The sequence below is a fragment of the Streptomyces sp. NPDC001822 genome (assembly GCF_042892135.1).
Taxonomy (GTDB): Bacteria; Actinomycetota; Actinomycetes; order Streptomycetales; family Streptomycetaceae; genus Streptomyces.
Map to the genome: position 1 here is coordinate 292,608 of NZ_JBIATW010000003.1, position 13,696 is coordinate 306,303.

The 13,696-nt window shown below is 71.5% G+C and carries 12 protein-coding genes; 8 read left to right on the top strand and 4 right to left on the bottom strand.

Features of this window, described 5'->3' with window-relative positions:
- Nucleotides 1–35: 35 nt before the first annotated feature.
- The 6 genes from ACFYY2_RS09345 (at nt 36) to ACFYY2_RS09370 (ending at nt 8,064) form a co-directional block, all read left to right on the top strand.
- Nucleotides 36–1,151, top strand: coding sequence for a Glu/Leu/Phe/Val dehydrogenase dimerization domain-containing protein (locus ACFYY2_RS09345; protein ID WP_388739289.1), 1,116 nt, complete (start codon nt 36–38; stop codon nt 1,149–1,151).
- Nucleotides 1,151–2,884 (top strand): AMP-binding protein, encoded by a 1,734-nt coding sequence (locus ACFYY2_RS09350; RefSeq protein WP_388739292.1) that lies wholly within the window; start codon nt 1,151–1,153, stop codon nt 2,882–2,884. Before ACFYY2_RS09345 ends, ACFYY2_RS09350 begins: the two co-directional genes overlap by 1 nt.
- A gap of 48 nt (nt 2,885–2,932) precedes the next feature.
- Complete coding sequence (locus ACFYY2_RS09355; protein ID WP_388739294.1) at nt 2,933–4,231, top strand: pyridoxal phosphate-dependent aminotransferase; 1,299 nt, start codon at nt 2,933–2,935, stop codon at nt 4,229–4,231.
- Nucleotides 4,232–4,266: 35 nt separating this feature from the next.
- Complete coding sequence (locus tag ACFYY2_RS09360; protein ID WP_388739297.1) at nt 4,267–5,244, top strand: fumarylacetoacetate (FAA) hydrolase; 978 nt, start codon at nt 4,267–4,269, stop codon at nt 5,242–5,244.
- A 181-nt stretch (nt 5,245–5,425) separates the two neighbouring features.
- Nucleotides 5,426–6,829: an NtaA/DmoA family FMN-dependent monooxygenase gene (locus ACFYY2_RS09365; RefSeq protein WP_388739299.1), complete on the top strand. Its 1,404-nt coding sequence runs from the start codon at nt 5,426–5,428 to the stop codon at nt 6,827–6,829.
- The gene (locus tag ACFYY2_RS09370; RefSeq protein WP_388739303.1) at nt 6,826–8,064 is read left to right on the top strand and encodes an LLM class flavin-dependent oxidoreductase; all 1,239 of its coding nucleotides are present in this window, start codon (nt 6,826–6,828) and stop codon (nt 8,062–8,064) included. Before ACFYY2_RS09365 ends, ACFYY2_RS09370 begins: the two co-directional genes overlap by 4 nt.
- Nucleotides 8,065–8,227: 163 nt before the next feature.
- Here ACFYY2_RS09370 and ACFYY2_RS09375 read toward each other — a convergent pair whose 3' ends face one another.
- Nucleotides 8,228–9,442 carry a glycoside hydrolase family 3 N-terminal domain-containing protein gene (locus ACFYY2_RS09375; RefSeq protein WP_388739305.1) on the bottom strand — a complete coding sequence of 405 codons (1,215 nt, stop codon included), beginning with the start codon at nt 9,440–9,442 and terminating at the stop codon, nt 8,228–8,230.
- Between the two features lie 520 nt (nt 9,443–9,962).
- Between ACFYY2_RS09375 and ACFYY2_RS09380 the strand changes: the two genes are divergently transcribed.
- The gene (locus ACFYY2_RS09380) at nt 9,963–10,511 is read left to right on the top strand and encodes a hypothetical protein (protein WP_388739308.1); all 549 of its coding nucleotides are present in this window, start codon (nt 9,963–9,965) and stop codon (nt 10,509–10,511) included.
- Nucleotides 10,512–10,732: 221 nt separating this feature from the next.
- Nucleotides 10,733–10,855, top strand: coding sequence for a hypothetical protein (locus ACFYY2_RS09385; RefSeq protein ID WP_388739310.1), 123 nt, complete (start codon nt 10,733–10,735; stop codon nt 10,853–10,855).
- A gap of 44 nt (nt 10,856–10,899) precedes the next feature.
- Here ACFYY2_RS09385 and ACFYY2_RS09390 read toward each other — a convergent pair whose 3' ends face one another.
- The 3 genes from ACFYY2_RS09390 to ACFYY2_RS09400 form a co-directional block, all read right to left on the bottom strand.
- Complete coding sequence (locus ACFYY2_RS09390) at nt 10,900–11,037, bottom strand: hypothetical protein (protein ID WP_388739312.1); 138 nt, start codon at nt 11,035–11,037, stop codon at nt 10,900–10,902.
- Nucleotides 11,038–11,120: 83 nt separating this feature from the next.
- Entirely contained in the window at nt 11,121–12,248 is a 1,128-nt protein-coding gene (locus tag ACFYY2_RS09395) for an NADH:flavin oxidoreductase (RefSeq protein ID WP_388740035.1), read from the bottom strand.
- Between the two features lie 263 nt (nt 12,249–12,511).
- On the bottom strand, nt 12,512–13,666 hold the full coding sequence (locus ACFYY2_RS09400; protein WP_388739314.1) for an amidohydrolase family protein: 1,155 nt from the start codon (nt 13,664–13,666) through the stop codon (nt 12,512–12,514).
- Nucleotides 13,667–13,696 lie beyond the last annotated feature (30 nt).

The following is a 13,696-nucleotide window of genomic DNA, read 5'->3' on the forward strand; positions in this document are numbered from 1 at the left end:
CCGACCCCGTACACACCAGACGCAAGGAATCAGCCATGAGCGCTCCGGAAGAGCGGCAGGACCCCGCACTGACCGTCCACCTCAACGGCAGTCGCGGTGACATCAAGGGCTGGGTGGTCGTCGACACGCTCGTCGACGGCCTGGCCATGGGCGGCACCCGGATGACCGCCGGGGTGACCGAGGAGGAGGTCGCGGGCCTCGCCCGCGACATGACCGAGAAGTTCACCCTGGCGGGGCTGCGCATCGGCGGCGCCAAGGCCGGGATCGTCTCCGACGGCACGGACCGCGAGGAGACCTTCCGCACCTTCGGCCGCACGGTGAAGCCACTCCTCCACGGCGGCATCCACCTCGGCATCGACATGGGCGTCACCCCCGCCGACCGCGCCGTCTTCTTCGCCGAGGCCGGCTACGACCCCCGCTACCGCCTCGGCGCCCCCGACATGCCGATCGACTGGCGTACGTACTACGAGCCCCTCATCGACGCCACCGGTCATGGAGTCGGGGTCGCCGCGATCACCGCCCTGGAAGCGAGCGGGCGCACCGGACCGGCCCGGGTCGTGGTGCAGGGCTTCGGCGCCGTGGGCCGGGCCGTGGCGCGGTTCCTGGAGGACCGGGGGCACGTCGTCGTGGCCGTCGCCGACGTCCAGGGCACCATCAGCGCGGAGCGGCTGCCGGTGGCCGGACTGGTGGCCGTCACGGACGAGTACGGGCGGATCGACCGCAGCCGCCTGCCTGGTGACGTCACACTCTCCGCCGAGCCGGACGCCTGGCTGGACGTCGACGCGGACCTCCTGGTCCTCGCGGCGCAGAAGCACGCGCTCACCGCCGAGAACACCCACCGCCTGAGGGCCGGACTGGTCGTCGAAGGCGCCAACCTCGCCTCCAGCGCGGTGGCGAAGGAGAAGATCGCCGCTTCGGGGGCCTCCCTGGTTCCCGGCGTGATCGCCAACATCGGTGGCGCCGCCTCGGCGGCCCTGGCCGTCACCCGGGTCGTCCCCTTCGACCTGCCCGCCCGCGCACGCAAGGAATGGGTCTTCGACTGGGTCGGTGACCGGGTGCGGCACAACACCCGGGACCTGCTGGAGATCGCGGCCGCCCGGGCGGGGAACCCGCTGCCCGAACTGCTCGCGGCCCGCCGGAAGGACCGCTGATGAGCACGGCGGCCACCCGGGTGGACACCGCTGCCGGGACGGCACCCGCGGCGCTGACCGACCCCGAACAGCGCGCCGCCGCGTACCGCCGGCACGGCTGGTGGCGGGACGAGACCTTCCTCGACGACCTGCGCAGGCAGGCCCGTCTGCACCCGCGCCGCCTGGCCGTCGCGGGACGGCGCGTCACCGAGTCCCGCACCGACACCCTCGACTACGCCGAACTGGCCCGACTGACGGACCGGTTCGCACTGGCCCTGCTCGACCTCGGCGTACGGCCGGGCGACTTCGTCGCCGTACAGCTCCCCAACCGGTGGCAGATGGTGCCGCTGATCTTCGCCTCCATCCGCGTCGGTGCCGTCGTCATCCCCGTCTCGCCCGTCTGCACGGAAGCGGAACTGCGCCACCGCCTCGGCCTCACCGGAGCGCGGGTGTGCGTCACGCTCCCGGAGTGGTCGGGGACACCGCTGGCCGAAATCGTCACGCGGCTCAAGGACGAACTGCCCTCCCTGGAACACGTGCCGGTGGTGGACGGCCCAGCCCCCGAAGGCGCGCTGTCCTTCCACCGGCACTTCGTGGCCGAGGCGCGGGAGGAACGGGAAGGAGCCGCCGCCCGTCTGGACGGGTTGGCGCTCGGAGCGGACGACCCGTTCGTGGTGCTGTTCACCTCCGGCACCACCGGCCCCTCCAAGGGCGTCCTCCACAGCCAGAACACGGTCCACTCCGCGATATGCGGGTACGCCGACGCCTTCGGGGGCGGCGACCACTGGGTGACGGCCGTCTCGACGCCTCTCGTCCACCACTCGGGGTTCGCGCAGGGCGTCCTCGCCGGCGTCATGCTGGGCGGCACCACCACCTTCCAGGACGAACGCCGCAACGAGGCACTGCTCGACCTGGTCGAGCGGTACGGCGCCACCCTCCTGTACGGCCCGCCCGCCACCCTCGCCGATGTGACGGCGTCACAGCGGGCCCAGCGCCGCGACACGAGCACGCTGCGGCATGTGGTGATCGGCTCGGCACCGGTCCTCCAGGAGCTGGCCGACGCGGTCCACGAGACGCTGGGCTCCCGCGCCCACTCGCTCTGGGGCATGTCCGAGAACGGACCGGTGACCACCACCCGGCCCGAGGACCCCGCGGGATGGGCGGCGCGGAGCAACGGCACCCCCATCGACGCCATGGAGACGCGCATCGAGCCGTTCGGGGCGAACGGCACTCCGGAAGCGACGGGCCCGGTGGGACGGCTCAAGGTGCGCGGTGCGTCCCTCGCGCTCGGCTACCACAGGCGCCCGGAGGCGTTCGCGGCCGAACTCGGGCCGGACGGCTGGTTCGACACCGGCGACCTCGCCCGTGACGACGGCCGGGGCGGCGTCCGCATCATCGGCCGGGCGCGGGACGCGATCGTGCGGGACGGGCAGGTGGCGCCGATGACCGAACTGGAGGCGGTGATCGGCAGTCACCCGCGGGCGGTCGAGGCGGCTCTGGTCGGCCTGGAGGTGCCGGCGGGCCGTGCGGAGGCGGGAGGGCCCGGGAACGAGATCGTCGCCGTCGTGGTCGGACGCGGCGGGCGGGGCCCGACGCTCGACGAGGTCCGGGCCCGGGTCACCGGGGCGGGCCACGACGCCCGGTTCCTGCCCGATCGCCTGGAACTGGTCGGGGCCCTGCCGAAGACGCTGACCGGCAAGGTGCGCAAGGCGGAGCTGCGTGAGCGGTACGCCGAGACGACACCCGTTCCCTGAGCCACGTCCGCCCCGTGTCCGCCGCCCACCCCGATGGCTGGAGCTGTCATGCCCGAACCCGCACCGGTCTCCATGTCGGCGACGCTCGCCGCCGACGAGGCCCTGGCCCGACGGCGCCGGGCCGGAGAACGCGTCCTGCCGATGGCCAGTGGGGAGATAGGCCTGCCCGTCCTTCCCGCGCTCCGGGAACGGCTCGCGGCGGCAGCCGCCGAGAACGCCTACGGCTCCGTCGCGGGAAGCCACGCCCTGCGCACCGCCGTCGCCGGGTACTGGGAGCGGCGCGGCCTCGGCATCGACCCGGGACTGGTCGTGGCCGGCCCGGGCAGCAAGGCGCTGCTGTTCGCGCTGCTCCTCGCCATCGGCGGCGACGTGATCGTGCCCGTCCCCAGCTGGGTCAGCTACGCGGCCCAGGCGCGCCTCGTCGGGGCCCGGCCCCTGCCCGTGCCGATCCTGCCGGGGCAGGGCGGGGTGCCCGACCCGGAGAGGCTGCGCGAGGCCGTCGCCGGTGCGCGCGCCGCCGGACGCGACCCGCGGGCCGTGGTCGTCACCGTGCCGGACAACCCGACCGGCACGGTCGCCCCGGCCGCCACCGTGCGACGGCTGGCCGAGGCGGCCCGGGAGCTCGACCTCGTCGTCGTCTCCGACGAGATCTACCGCGATCTCGTGTACGACACGTCCGCACCGGTCTCCTCCCCGGCCCTCTACGCGCCCGAGCGCACCGTCGTCACCACCGGTCTCACCAAGAGCCTGGCCCTGGGCGGCTGGCGCACAGGCGTGGCCCGGCTGCCCGACAGCGATGCCGGGCGGACCCTGCACACCCGGCTCGTCGCCGTCGCGAGCCAGATCTGGTCCAGTCCGCCGGCGCCGGTGCAGACGGCGGCCGCGTACGCCTTCGGAGAGCCACCCGAGGTCACCGAGCACATCGCGGCGAGCCGCCGGCTGCACGAGAAGGTCGTACGCGCGGTCGCCGCCCGCTTCACCGCCGCGGGCGCGGAGCCGTTCCCCGTCGCCGCGGCCTGCTACCTCTACCCGGACTTCGAGCCCCTGCGCGAACCCCTCGCCCGGAAGCACGGGGTACACGACGGAGACGCCCTCGCCCTGCTGCTGTCCGAGCGGCACGGAGTCGGTGTGCTGCCCGCGAGTGCCTTCGGGGAGCCGGGACGGCCGTTGCGCTTCCGCGCGGCGACCAGCCGCCTCTACGGCGACACCGACGAGCGCCGCACGGCCGCGCTGGCGTCGGACGACCCCGTCGCACTGCCCTGGATACGGCAGGCGGTCGACCGGATCGGTGAGGTCCTGGCCGACCTCACGGGCGCGGAGGCCCGCGCCCTCGTACCCCATTCCTGAACCCGCAACTCACCTACGCGACCGAGGAGTCAGACATGTCCCACCCCCGCCAACCCGTCCTCTTCGAGGCTCTGTACGACGGCGTACGCCATGTCGGCTTCGGCCGCCCCGAAGAGGGCGCCCCGCAGACGCTGCACCGGGTGGAGGACGGACAGGTGGCCGCCGCCTTCATCGCCACGGACGGCTCGGAGGCGGCTCTGCGGGACGCCCTGACCGAAGGCGCGGCGACGACCGTCGTCGTCACCGCCGGGGACCCTGAGCTGCGACTCCTGCCCCCATTGCTTCCGGCTGCCACGGGCGCTGCCCTGCTGAGCGGCTTCATGGGTACGCACAAGAAGAAGTGGGGAGGTGAAACCGCCCCCGAGGGAGCCGAGTTCACCCCGCCCAAGTGGTTCTTCAAGGGATTCGGCGACTGGGTGCGGCTGCCCGGGGAGGTGCTGAACGTCCCCGCGCGGCCGGTGGCCCTCATCGAGGAGCCCGAGGTCGCCCTCGTCTACGTCAACGACGCCGACGGCACACCCCACTACGCCGGCTACACCTTCGGCAACGACCTGTGCGACATCGGTCTGCACCGTCAGGACCCGGGCTACAACCCGTACTGCAAACTGTGCGACACCGCGCTCACCCCCTGGCTCTTCCTCGGCCCCCCGCCGCGCACGGTGACCGGCAGGGTCACCATCGTCAGGGACGGCGCGACCGCCTGGGAGGGGCCCTTCGACTGCGGTGACGACGCGCTCTACCACCGGGTGCGGGACATGGCGGACCACCTGTTCACCTATCCGGCGGTGCGCAGGCCCGGCCTGGTCAACTACATCCTCCTGGGCGCCGACGAGGCCAGCTTCCACGACGGGTTCCGGATCGCCGACGGCGACCGCATCGCCATCGACGTGAAGAGCCACGGGGTCACCTTCGAGAACCAGGTGCGGTACGTCTCCCCGCCCCCTGCCACCACCCCGGCGGCAGCACCGGCACCCGTCGCCACGGAAGCACCGGAGCATGTCGCAACGGCATGAACACCTCGTGAAACGAGCCCGGTTGCACTGTGCAGACACCGACCGGCGCGTGCACGCTCGGAGAACCACCGGACCGCCGGGCCACCGGACCACCAACCACCGGATCACCGAACCGCCCCACCGGGCCGCCCCACTCCGCCCGAACGCCCCGAAGCCCGACTTCGCAGGAGGAGACCGCACCGTGCCCGCCAACCGTAGGAAACAGGTGCACCTCGCGGCGCAGCTGCCCGGCATCCACAACGTCACCGTCTGGTCGGACCCGCGCTCCGGGAGCCAGATATCCCCCGACTCCTTCATCCGGCTCGCGCAGACGGTAGAACGCGGCAAGTTCGACTTCTTCTTCCTCGCCGAAGGGCTGCGGCTGCGCGAGCACAAGGGGCAGGTCTACGACCTGGACATCGCGGGACGCCCGGAGAACCTGACCGTGCTGAGCGCCCTGGCCGCCGTCACGACACACCTGGGCCTCGCCGCGACGGTCAACGCCACCTTCAACGAACCCTACGAGGTGGCCCGCAGGTTCGCGACCCTGGACCGGCTCAGCGGCGGGCGGGCGGCCTGGAACGTGGTCACCAGTTACGACGCCTTCACCGGCGAGAACTTCCGCCGGGGAGGTTTCCTGCCGGAGGCCGACCGTTACACCAGGGCCGCCGAATTCCTCAGTACGGCACGGGAACTGTGGGACAGCTGGGCCGAGGGTGATCTGCGGGCCGACGCGGCGACGGGGGAGTTCGTGCGGGCCGGGGCCGGCCGCTTCGCCCACAGCGGCCGGCACTTCGACATAGCGGGCCGGTTCACCACTCCGCCCGGCCCGCAGGGTCACCCGGTGATCATCCAGTCCGGCGAGTCCGACGCCGGCCGCGAGTTCGCCGCGTCCGACGCCGAGGTCATCTTCAGCAAGCACAACCGCATCGACGTGGCGCGCGCCTTCTACCGGGACGTCAAGCAGCGCCTCGCCCGCTACGGCCGCAGTCCCGACGACCTGCTGATCCTCCCCACCGCCAACGCGGTCGTCGCGGACACCGACGAGGAGGCCGCGGCCTACGCCAGGGAGATCAGCCGCGAACTGGTCAGCCCGCAGACCGCGATCGCCCACCTGGAAGCGGTCTGGGGCTGCGACCTGTCGGCCTACGACCCGGACGGGCCGTTGCCGGAGACCGAGCCCGAGGACGAGGCCCACCTCCTGAAGGGGCACTCCGTGTTCCGCAAGGGACGGGCGGAGACCGCGCGGAAGTGGCGCAAGCTCGCCGAGGAGCGGAATCTGTCGATCCGGGAACTGGTCATCGAAGTGGGCGGCCGCCAGACGTTCGTCGGAAGCCCGCACACGGTGGCCGACGCCATCGATCACTTCGTCCAGACCGAGGGCGCCGACGGATTCGTCCTCGTCCCCCATCTGACCCCCGGCGGCCTCGACGACTTCGTGGACCGGGTGGTGCCGCTGCTCCAGGAGAAGGGCGTTCACCGCGACGACTACACCGGCACGACACTCCGCGGCCACCTGGGCCTGTCCGACGTGCCCCGCCCGACCGGGTGGGGCGGCCCGGGCGTGCGAGACGAGCGTCGCGACGAGAAGGAGATCCCCGCATGACCGGCACCCCCGGACCGAATGGCACCCCCGGCACCGCACTGCACCTCGCCGTCGCGCTCGACGGCGCCGGCTGGCACCCCGCGGCCTGGCGCGAGAAGGATGCCCGGCCGGGTGAACTGCTCACGGCCGATTACTGGGCGGCCCTGGTGGCGGAAGCGGAACGGGGCCTGCTCGACTTCGTCACCTTCGAGGACGCCCTCGGTCTCCAGTCCGCCGACTTCCACCGGCCCGACGACCGTACGGACCAGGTCAGGGGCAGCCTGGACGCGGTGCTGCTCGCAGCCCACATCGCCCCGCTCACCACCCGCATCGGTCTGGTCCCGACGACGAACGTGACCCACACCGAACCGTTCCACCTGGCCATCGGACTCGCCACGCTCGACCACGCCGGCAGGGGCCGCGCCGGCTGGCGCCCCCAGATATCGTCGCGCGCCGCCGACGCCGCCCACTTCGGCCGGCGCACCACGCCGTTGCTCACCGAGGAGGACGTGACCGACCCGGAGCTCATCGCCAAGCGGCTGCGCGAACTCTTCGCGGAGGGCGCGGAGGTGGTGGAGGCCGTACGTCGACTCTGGGACAGCTGGGACGACGACGCGGAGATCCGGGACGCGTCGACCGGACGCTTCATCGACCGTGACAAGGTCCATCACGTCGACTTCCACGGCACCGGCTTCAGCGTCAAGGGCCCGTCGATCACCCCGCGTTCCCCCCAAGGGCAGCCGCCGGTAGTGAGCCTCGCCCACGCGTCCACGCCCTACGAATTCGCGGCCCTCGGCTCCGACGTCGTCCACATCACGCCGCACGACCGGGCGGGAACACTCGCGATCGTCGCCCAGGTCGCCGAGGCGGTCGAGCGCACCGGCAGGGACGTCGAGGCCAGGCCGTTGCGGATCTTCGCAGACCTCCTCGTCCTCCTGGACGACGAGCCGGGCGCCGCCGCCGAGCGCCTGGCCCGCCTGGACGAGGTGGCCGGCGCCGAACTCACCTCGGACGCGCAGGTCTTCGCCGGAACGCCTGCGGAGCTGGCCGATCTGCTGATCGACCGCCGCTCCGCCGGCCTGGACGGGTTCCGCCTGAGGCCGGGCGCCCTGCCGCACGATCTGACGGCGATCACCCGAGGTCTGGTACCTGAGCTGCAGCGCCGGGGGGTGTTCCGCACGGAGTACGAATCCACCACCCTGCGCGGCCACTTGGGCCTGTCGCGCCCTGCCGGCCGCTACGAGACGGCGGACTGACGAGTCCCGCCGGCCTCTCGCCCGGGGCGCCTGCTCGTCGGGTCCGGGTCCGTGGAACGCACGCCCGGGCCAAGCGGCACCGCCGTGGAATCCGGGCCGCTACGAGCGGCACCGCCGGGCACAGCCCGCGGCGCCGCTCGTAGCGGTCACGGTCACCCGGTGGTCAGCCGCACTTGAGCATGCCGGCCTTCTGCTTCGCGGCGAGAACGCGATGGACGCTCTTGTCCACCTTGGCGCGGAAGGCCGCGTCCGTGCCCATCCGGGTCTGGACGGCCTTGGCCATGGCCGGCACCGTGTTCGGCTCGACGGTCAGTACCTGGTCGCCGCCGGCGGCCAGGAACTTCACGGCACGGTCGGCCGGCGGCACGGACTTGACCGCCACCGCGTTGCCGAGATCGTCCGAGATCACGACTCCCGTGAAGCCGAGTGACTTGCGCAGCATCTCCTGAATCACCGTCGGGGAGAACACCGCCCTGTGCTTCGGGTCGATCTTGCTGTACGTGGCCAGCGAGATCATGACGAACGGGGCGTTCGCCTTGATCCCCGCCCGGAACGGGGCGATGCTCGCGCTGGTCCTGGTGGTCACCGAGTCCACGACCTTCGCCGTGGTGTCGGTGTTGCCGCGGACGTACCCCAGTCCAGGGAAGTGCTTGAGCGTGGCCAGCACGCCGGCCTGAGCGAAGCCCTCGGCGAAGGCGGTGCTGTGGGGGGCGACGGTCGCGGCGGTGTGACCGTACTCCCGGTTGTACCGGCCGATCGGAGCGTTGTTCTTGCCCAGGCTCGACGGCACCACGTCGGCGACGGGCGCGAGGTTCAGGTTCACGCCGGCGGCCTTGAGCTGCTTCGCCCACGTGGCGGCCGAACTCCGGAGCTTCGTGGTGGACCAGGTTCCCTGGGTGAGGCCGCTCGGTATGGTCGAGAACCCCGGGCCGGACAGCACCTGGACCTGACCGCCCTCCTGGTCGGTGGAGACCAGCAGGCCCACCCGATGCCCGGCCACGGTGTCCGCCTTCGCCTGGAGACTGTCGGCGAGCGACTTGGTCGCCTTCGTGCCGGACGCGCTCCGGCCCGCCAGGAACACCGACCCGACGTGGTACTTGCGCAGCACCTCGATCCGCTTCTGGTCCGGCTTCGAGGCGTTCACGCCGCCCATGAAGAGCTGCCCGACACGTTGAGGCCCGGTCATCCCGGCGAAGACCGTGTCGACGCACGAAGCGGCCCGTGGCGCCCGGTGTGCCGACGCGGAATCCGCCGGCACGGCGTGGGAGGTGGCGGCTACGCCCAGGCCCGCTGCCACCAGCGAGAACGTCAGCAGGGGGACGGGCCAGACGGCCTGCTTGCCCTTCGAACCACGAGACGATGCCGGACGCACAGCCATACGGAACCCCTTCCGGTACCGACCCCGGGCCGGGCACTGCTTGCTCGGCCGTCGATGACGGTCACCTCCCCATTTAACCCGCATCCCCCGGAAGCCGCTCGCCCCGCATGGGGCAGCGGGCATTCCCGCTGGTGGGGACCCCGTTCGGCCGCCCTCGCGGCCCGGCCGCCGCCCGGTGAGGCGCACCGTGTCCCCGCCTGCGGAGCCGCAGGGCTCGCCTTCGTGGAAATCACCTGTTCAGGCGCCCGAGAAGCGAACGCTCCCCGACGTGGCCGTTTTCGGGGTGTGACGGGACTCACGGTTGCACGGACGGTCACGGCCCTGCCGAGCCGAACAGATGGCAAATCGGGCAACGTCTTCGCAAACGCAGGGTAGTAGATGCGTCTTCAACAGTTTGTGACGCATCGTTAGGGAGGGATAGGTCTAGACCGCTTGCCCGTGAAGAACCCAAGTGGTTAACGTCACCCCGCCTTCACTCCAAGCCTGGAGGGAGGCGCAGCGATCACTCAGGGGGAGAATCATGCGTTCTGTTCGTTTCCAGCTGGTGCGTGCGTGTGTGGCTGTGACGGCGATGGCCGCCATCGGTGTTTCCGCGCCCGCCGCCACCGCGGCCGAGGCCGCCCCGACCGTCTCGGCCGAGGCGGGCGCGCCCGCCCGTGCCTTCGCCGCCGCCAATGAGGCATCCGTCCTCGCGTCGGCGACCGTCTGCGGTGACGGTTACGAGTTCGTGGACGCCAAGGCGCTCCCGAACGCCGACAAGCGCTACGGCACGCTGTTCTTCTACATGAAGGGCAACAGCGCCTGCGCGATCCTCGACAACAACACTCCCGGCGGCGCCAACTTCATGGACCTGCGGATGTACCCCGGAGACACCCCGAGCGCGGGCGGGCACGACAGCGGGAACTTCTCCTCGTACGCGGGTCCCGTGCGCAGCAGCACCCAGGCCGCGGGCGGCCGGTGCGTCACCATCACCGCGCTCATGAAGAACGAGGCCGGCACCTCGAACCTCATCAACTGGAAGGGTGGTTACGTCTTCGCGGTGGACACGCCCTCCTCTCCTTGCGCCTGATCATCACGTCAGCGCGCGATTGCCACCCGCCTGTCCCGCCGTGTGACATGAGCTGACGGCATGCCTCTTCGCGTGCGAGCCGCAGTCCTGTCGGGCGCGTGGGCGAAGAGGTTCCGCGGCCGGACGCCGTGGGTCAAGCCCGACGCAGCGTCGCCGGCCGCGGGTCGGTAGGCCCCTTCCGGGCGCCGTCCACGTGGTGGGAGTCCTGCGGACGGTCCTCGATGTCGAACCGGCAGAACACCCAGTCCATGCGTCCCTTCGGTGACTTCATCAAGGAACGACGTCTGATGGAGGACGACGACTACTGGGTCGGCCTCGACGGATTCACTCCGCCGGCACTGTAGGCCCGCGGTGAGAAGTGCTCCCCGATCCGATCGGGGAGCACTTCTCACATCCAGACGAGTCGCCCGGCGGACACCGAGCAGACCGGATGGTCGCCGGCGGCGATCGTCTTCAGCGTGTGCGCCACGGAGTCGAAGAAGTCGGCCAGTGACTCGTGTTCGCCCGTGGAGGTGATCTCACCCACGCGCCAACTGCCGACCCGTCCGTCTCGTACGTCGACGGAGTTCCCCGACCGACGGTGCGCTCGCGCTCTTCCCGTCGCCGGGATCAGAAGAGTGTCTTCTCCGCCTCGGGTGTGAAGGGAAGGAAGCCGTCGACCCGGCTGTCCAGGACCTTGCGCGCCCACTCGTGGTCGACCAGGAGTGCCCGGCCGACTGCCACGAGGTCGAACTCGTCCCGCTCCAGCCCTTCGACCAGCGCGTCCAGCGTGTCGGTCCCCGCGCCGCCCTGCAGGAAGTCGGCGTTGAGGCCGACCGAACCGACCGTGATGGCCGACCGCCCGGTGAGCTTCTTCGCCCAGGCCGCGAGGTTCAGGTGAGAACCCTCGAACGCCGGTTCCCAGTACCGTCGTGTGGAGGCGTGGAAAGCCGTGACTCCGGCATCCACCAAGGGAGCGAGCACCGCCTGCAACTGGTCGGGGGTGTCGGCGAGGCGGGCATCGAAGTCACTGGCCTTCCACTGGGAGAAGCGGAAGATGACCGGGAAGTCCTCGGCGACTCCCTCGCGTATCGCCTGCACGACTTCGGCGGCGAACCGCGTCCGCTGGACGGCGTCGCCTCCGTACTTGTCCGTGCGCCGGTTGGTGAGGGACCAGAGGAACTGATCGATGAGGTATCCGTGCGCGCCGTGGATCTCGATCCCGTCGAAACCGATCCGCTCGGCGTCCCGGGCGGCCTGGGCGTAGGCGCCGATGACGTCGTCGATGTCCGTGCTCGTCATGGCACGACCGCCGCGCTCCACGCCGGTGAGGGTGAGGCCGGACGGTCCGATCGGAGGCGAGTCGGGAAAGGGGGACTGACCCGGTTCCCGCACCATGCCGATGTGCCAGAGCTGCGGGACGATGCGCCCGCCCGCGGCGTGCACGGCATCGACCACCCCGGTCCAGCCCGCGAGTTGCTCCTCTCCGAAGAGGTGGGGAACAGCGTCGTCGTCACCGGCCGACGGGTGGTCGATGTATGTCCCCTCCGTGATGATCAGTCCCACTCCAGCCGCTGCGCGGCGGGCGTAGTAGGCGGCTACGTCGGCGCCCGGGACCCCGCCGGGCGAGAACGAGCGGGTCATAGGGGACATGACGATCCGGTTCGGGACGGTCACTCCCCCCAGGGTGAACGGACGGGACAGAACCCGTGCTGCGGGAAGCGTCACTGGGGTACTCCTCTGAAGTCGATCGGTGATACGCGGGCTGAATCGCGGACGGTGTCCAGGACACTCGCGCAGGGGCCGCGGGGATCCGGCGGAGCCGCCTCGCACACCGGCGGCCGTGCCGGCCGCCGGTGGCGTCATCTCCCTCGCGTCTCCGCGCGCACGTCACAGCCTGGTGGTTCTGCTTGTCGCCCGGCCGGGTGCCGCTCCGACCACCCCGGCTCCGGGGGGCCATGGCGGTTGGGCGTCGAGGCGGTGGGGTGCCACGGCCTCGACGGACGAGCGGCATCCGGGGTTCAGCGGGTGTCTCCCCGGGCGTCGCGCACTCGCACACCCGCCCTGAAGACCGCCTCGACGTCGAGCAGAGCCGCGGTGTCCTCGGCCGGATTTCCGCGCACCACGAGCAGGTCCGCATCGGCCCCGGCCGCGATGCTGCCCTTCCGGCCCTCCACGCGGCACAACCGCGCGGCCAGACTCGTCACGGACTTCAGCGCTTCGAGGGGCGTGACGTCCAGGCGGGTCAGAGCGGCGACGCCGTGCGGGAGGACGTCGTGCGGCTTGAACGGCGCGATGCCCGCGTCCGAACCGATGACGACCCTGGCCCCACGACGGTAGAGCTTCCGGTTCGTGACACTCATCTTGCCCACGACCGCGGCCATGGCCTTGGGCGGGGTGACGGCCACACGGGGGTCCACGCCGAGCGACAGACTGACGAACGTGTCGCTCGCCGCCACGGCGTCGACGATCTCCTCGACCGGGTCCACACCGTCCGCGCTCAGGAAGGTGACGTGCTCCAGACTGTCGACGCCGGCTTCGAGAGCGTCCTTGATCGCTTGCCCGCCATGGGCGTGGGCGGCCACCGGCAGGCCGAGGCGGTGTGCCTCGTCGACCACCGCCCGCAGGTCCTCCAGGGTGTACTGCGAAGCGTGCGGCGGTACGGAGTCGGGGGTCATGGTGCCGCCGCTGGCCATGATCTTGATGACGGCGCAGCCGCGGGCGTGCCGTTCGCGTACGGCCGCCCGAAGGGCATCGGCGCCCTCGGTCTCGCCGCCGAGGAAGTGGCAGTGTCCGCCGTGCGTGGTCAGCGGCGGACCCGCGGCCAGGATCTCCGGGCCCGACTCCGGTTGGACGGCGTACTCCTGGACCAGATCCAGGGAGAGGTAGTTCCGGTCGCCGAGGTCGCGGACGGTGGTCACCCCGGCCTGCAGCGCGGTCCACGCCGTCGTCCGCATCTGCTTCAGCAGGTCCTCGTCGCCGATCTCGGTCACCGAGGTCACGGGGTCTGCTCCGGCGTCGAACGCCAGGTGGATGTGACTGTCGATCAGACCAGGCAGCAGACATGCCTCCTGGCCGAGGTCGATGACCTCACTGCCGTCGGCCGGTACCTCTCCGGAACGGTCGACCCGCACGATGCGGTCACCTCGGACATGCACGGTCGTGGGTCCCGACATCGTGAATCCGTCGAACATCATGCCCGCGTG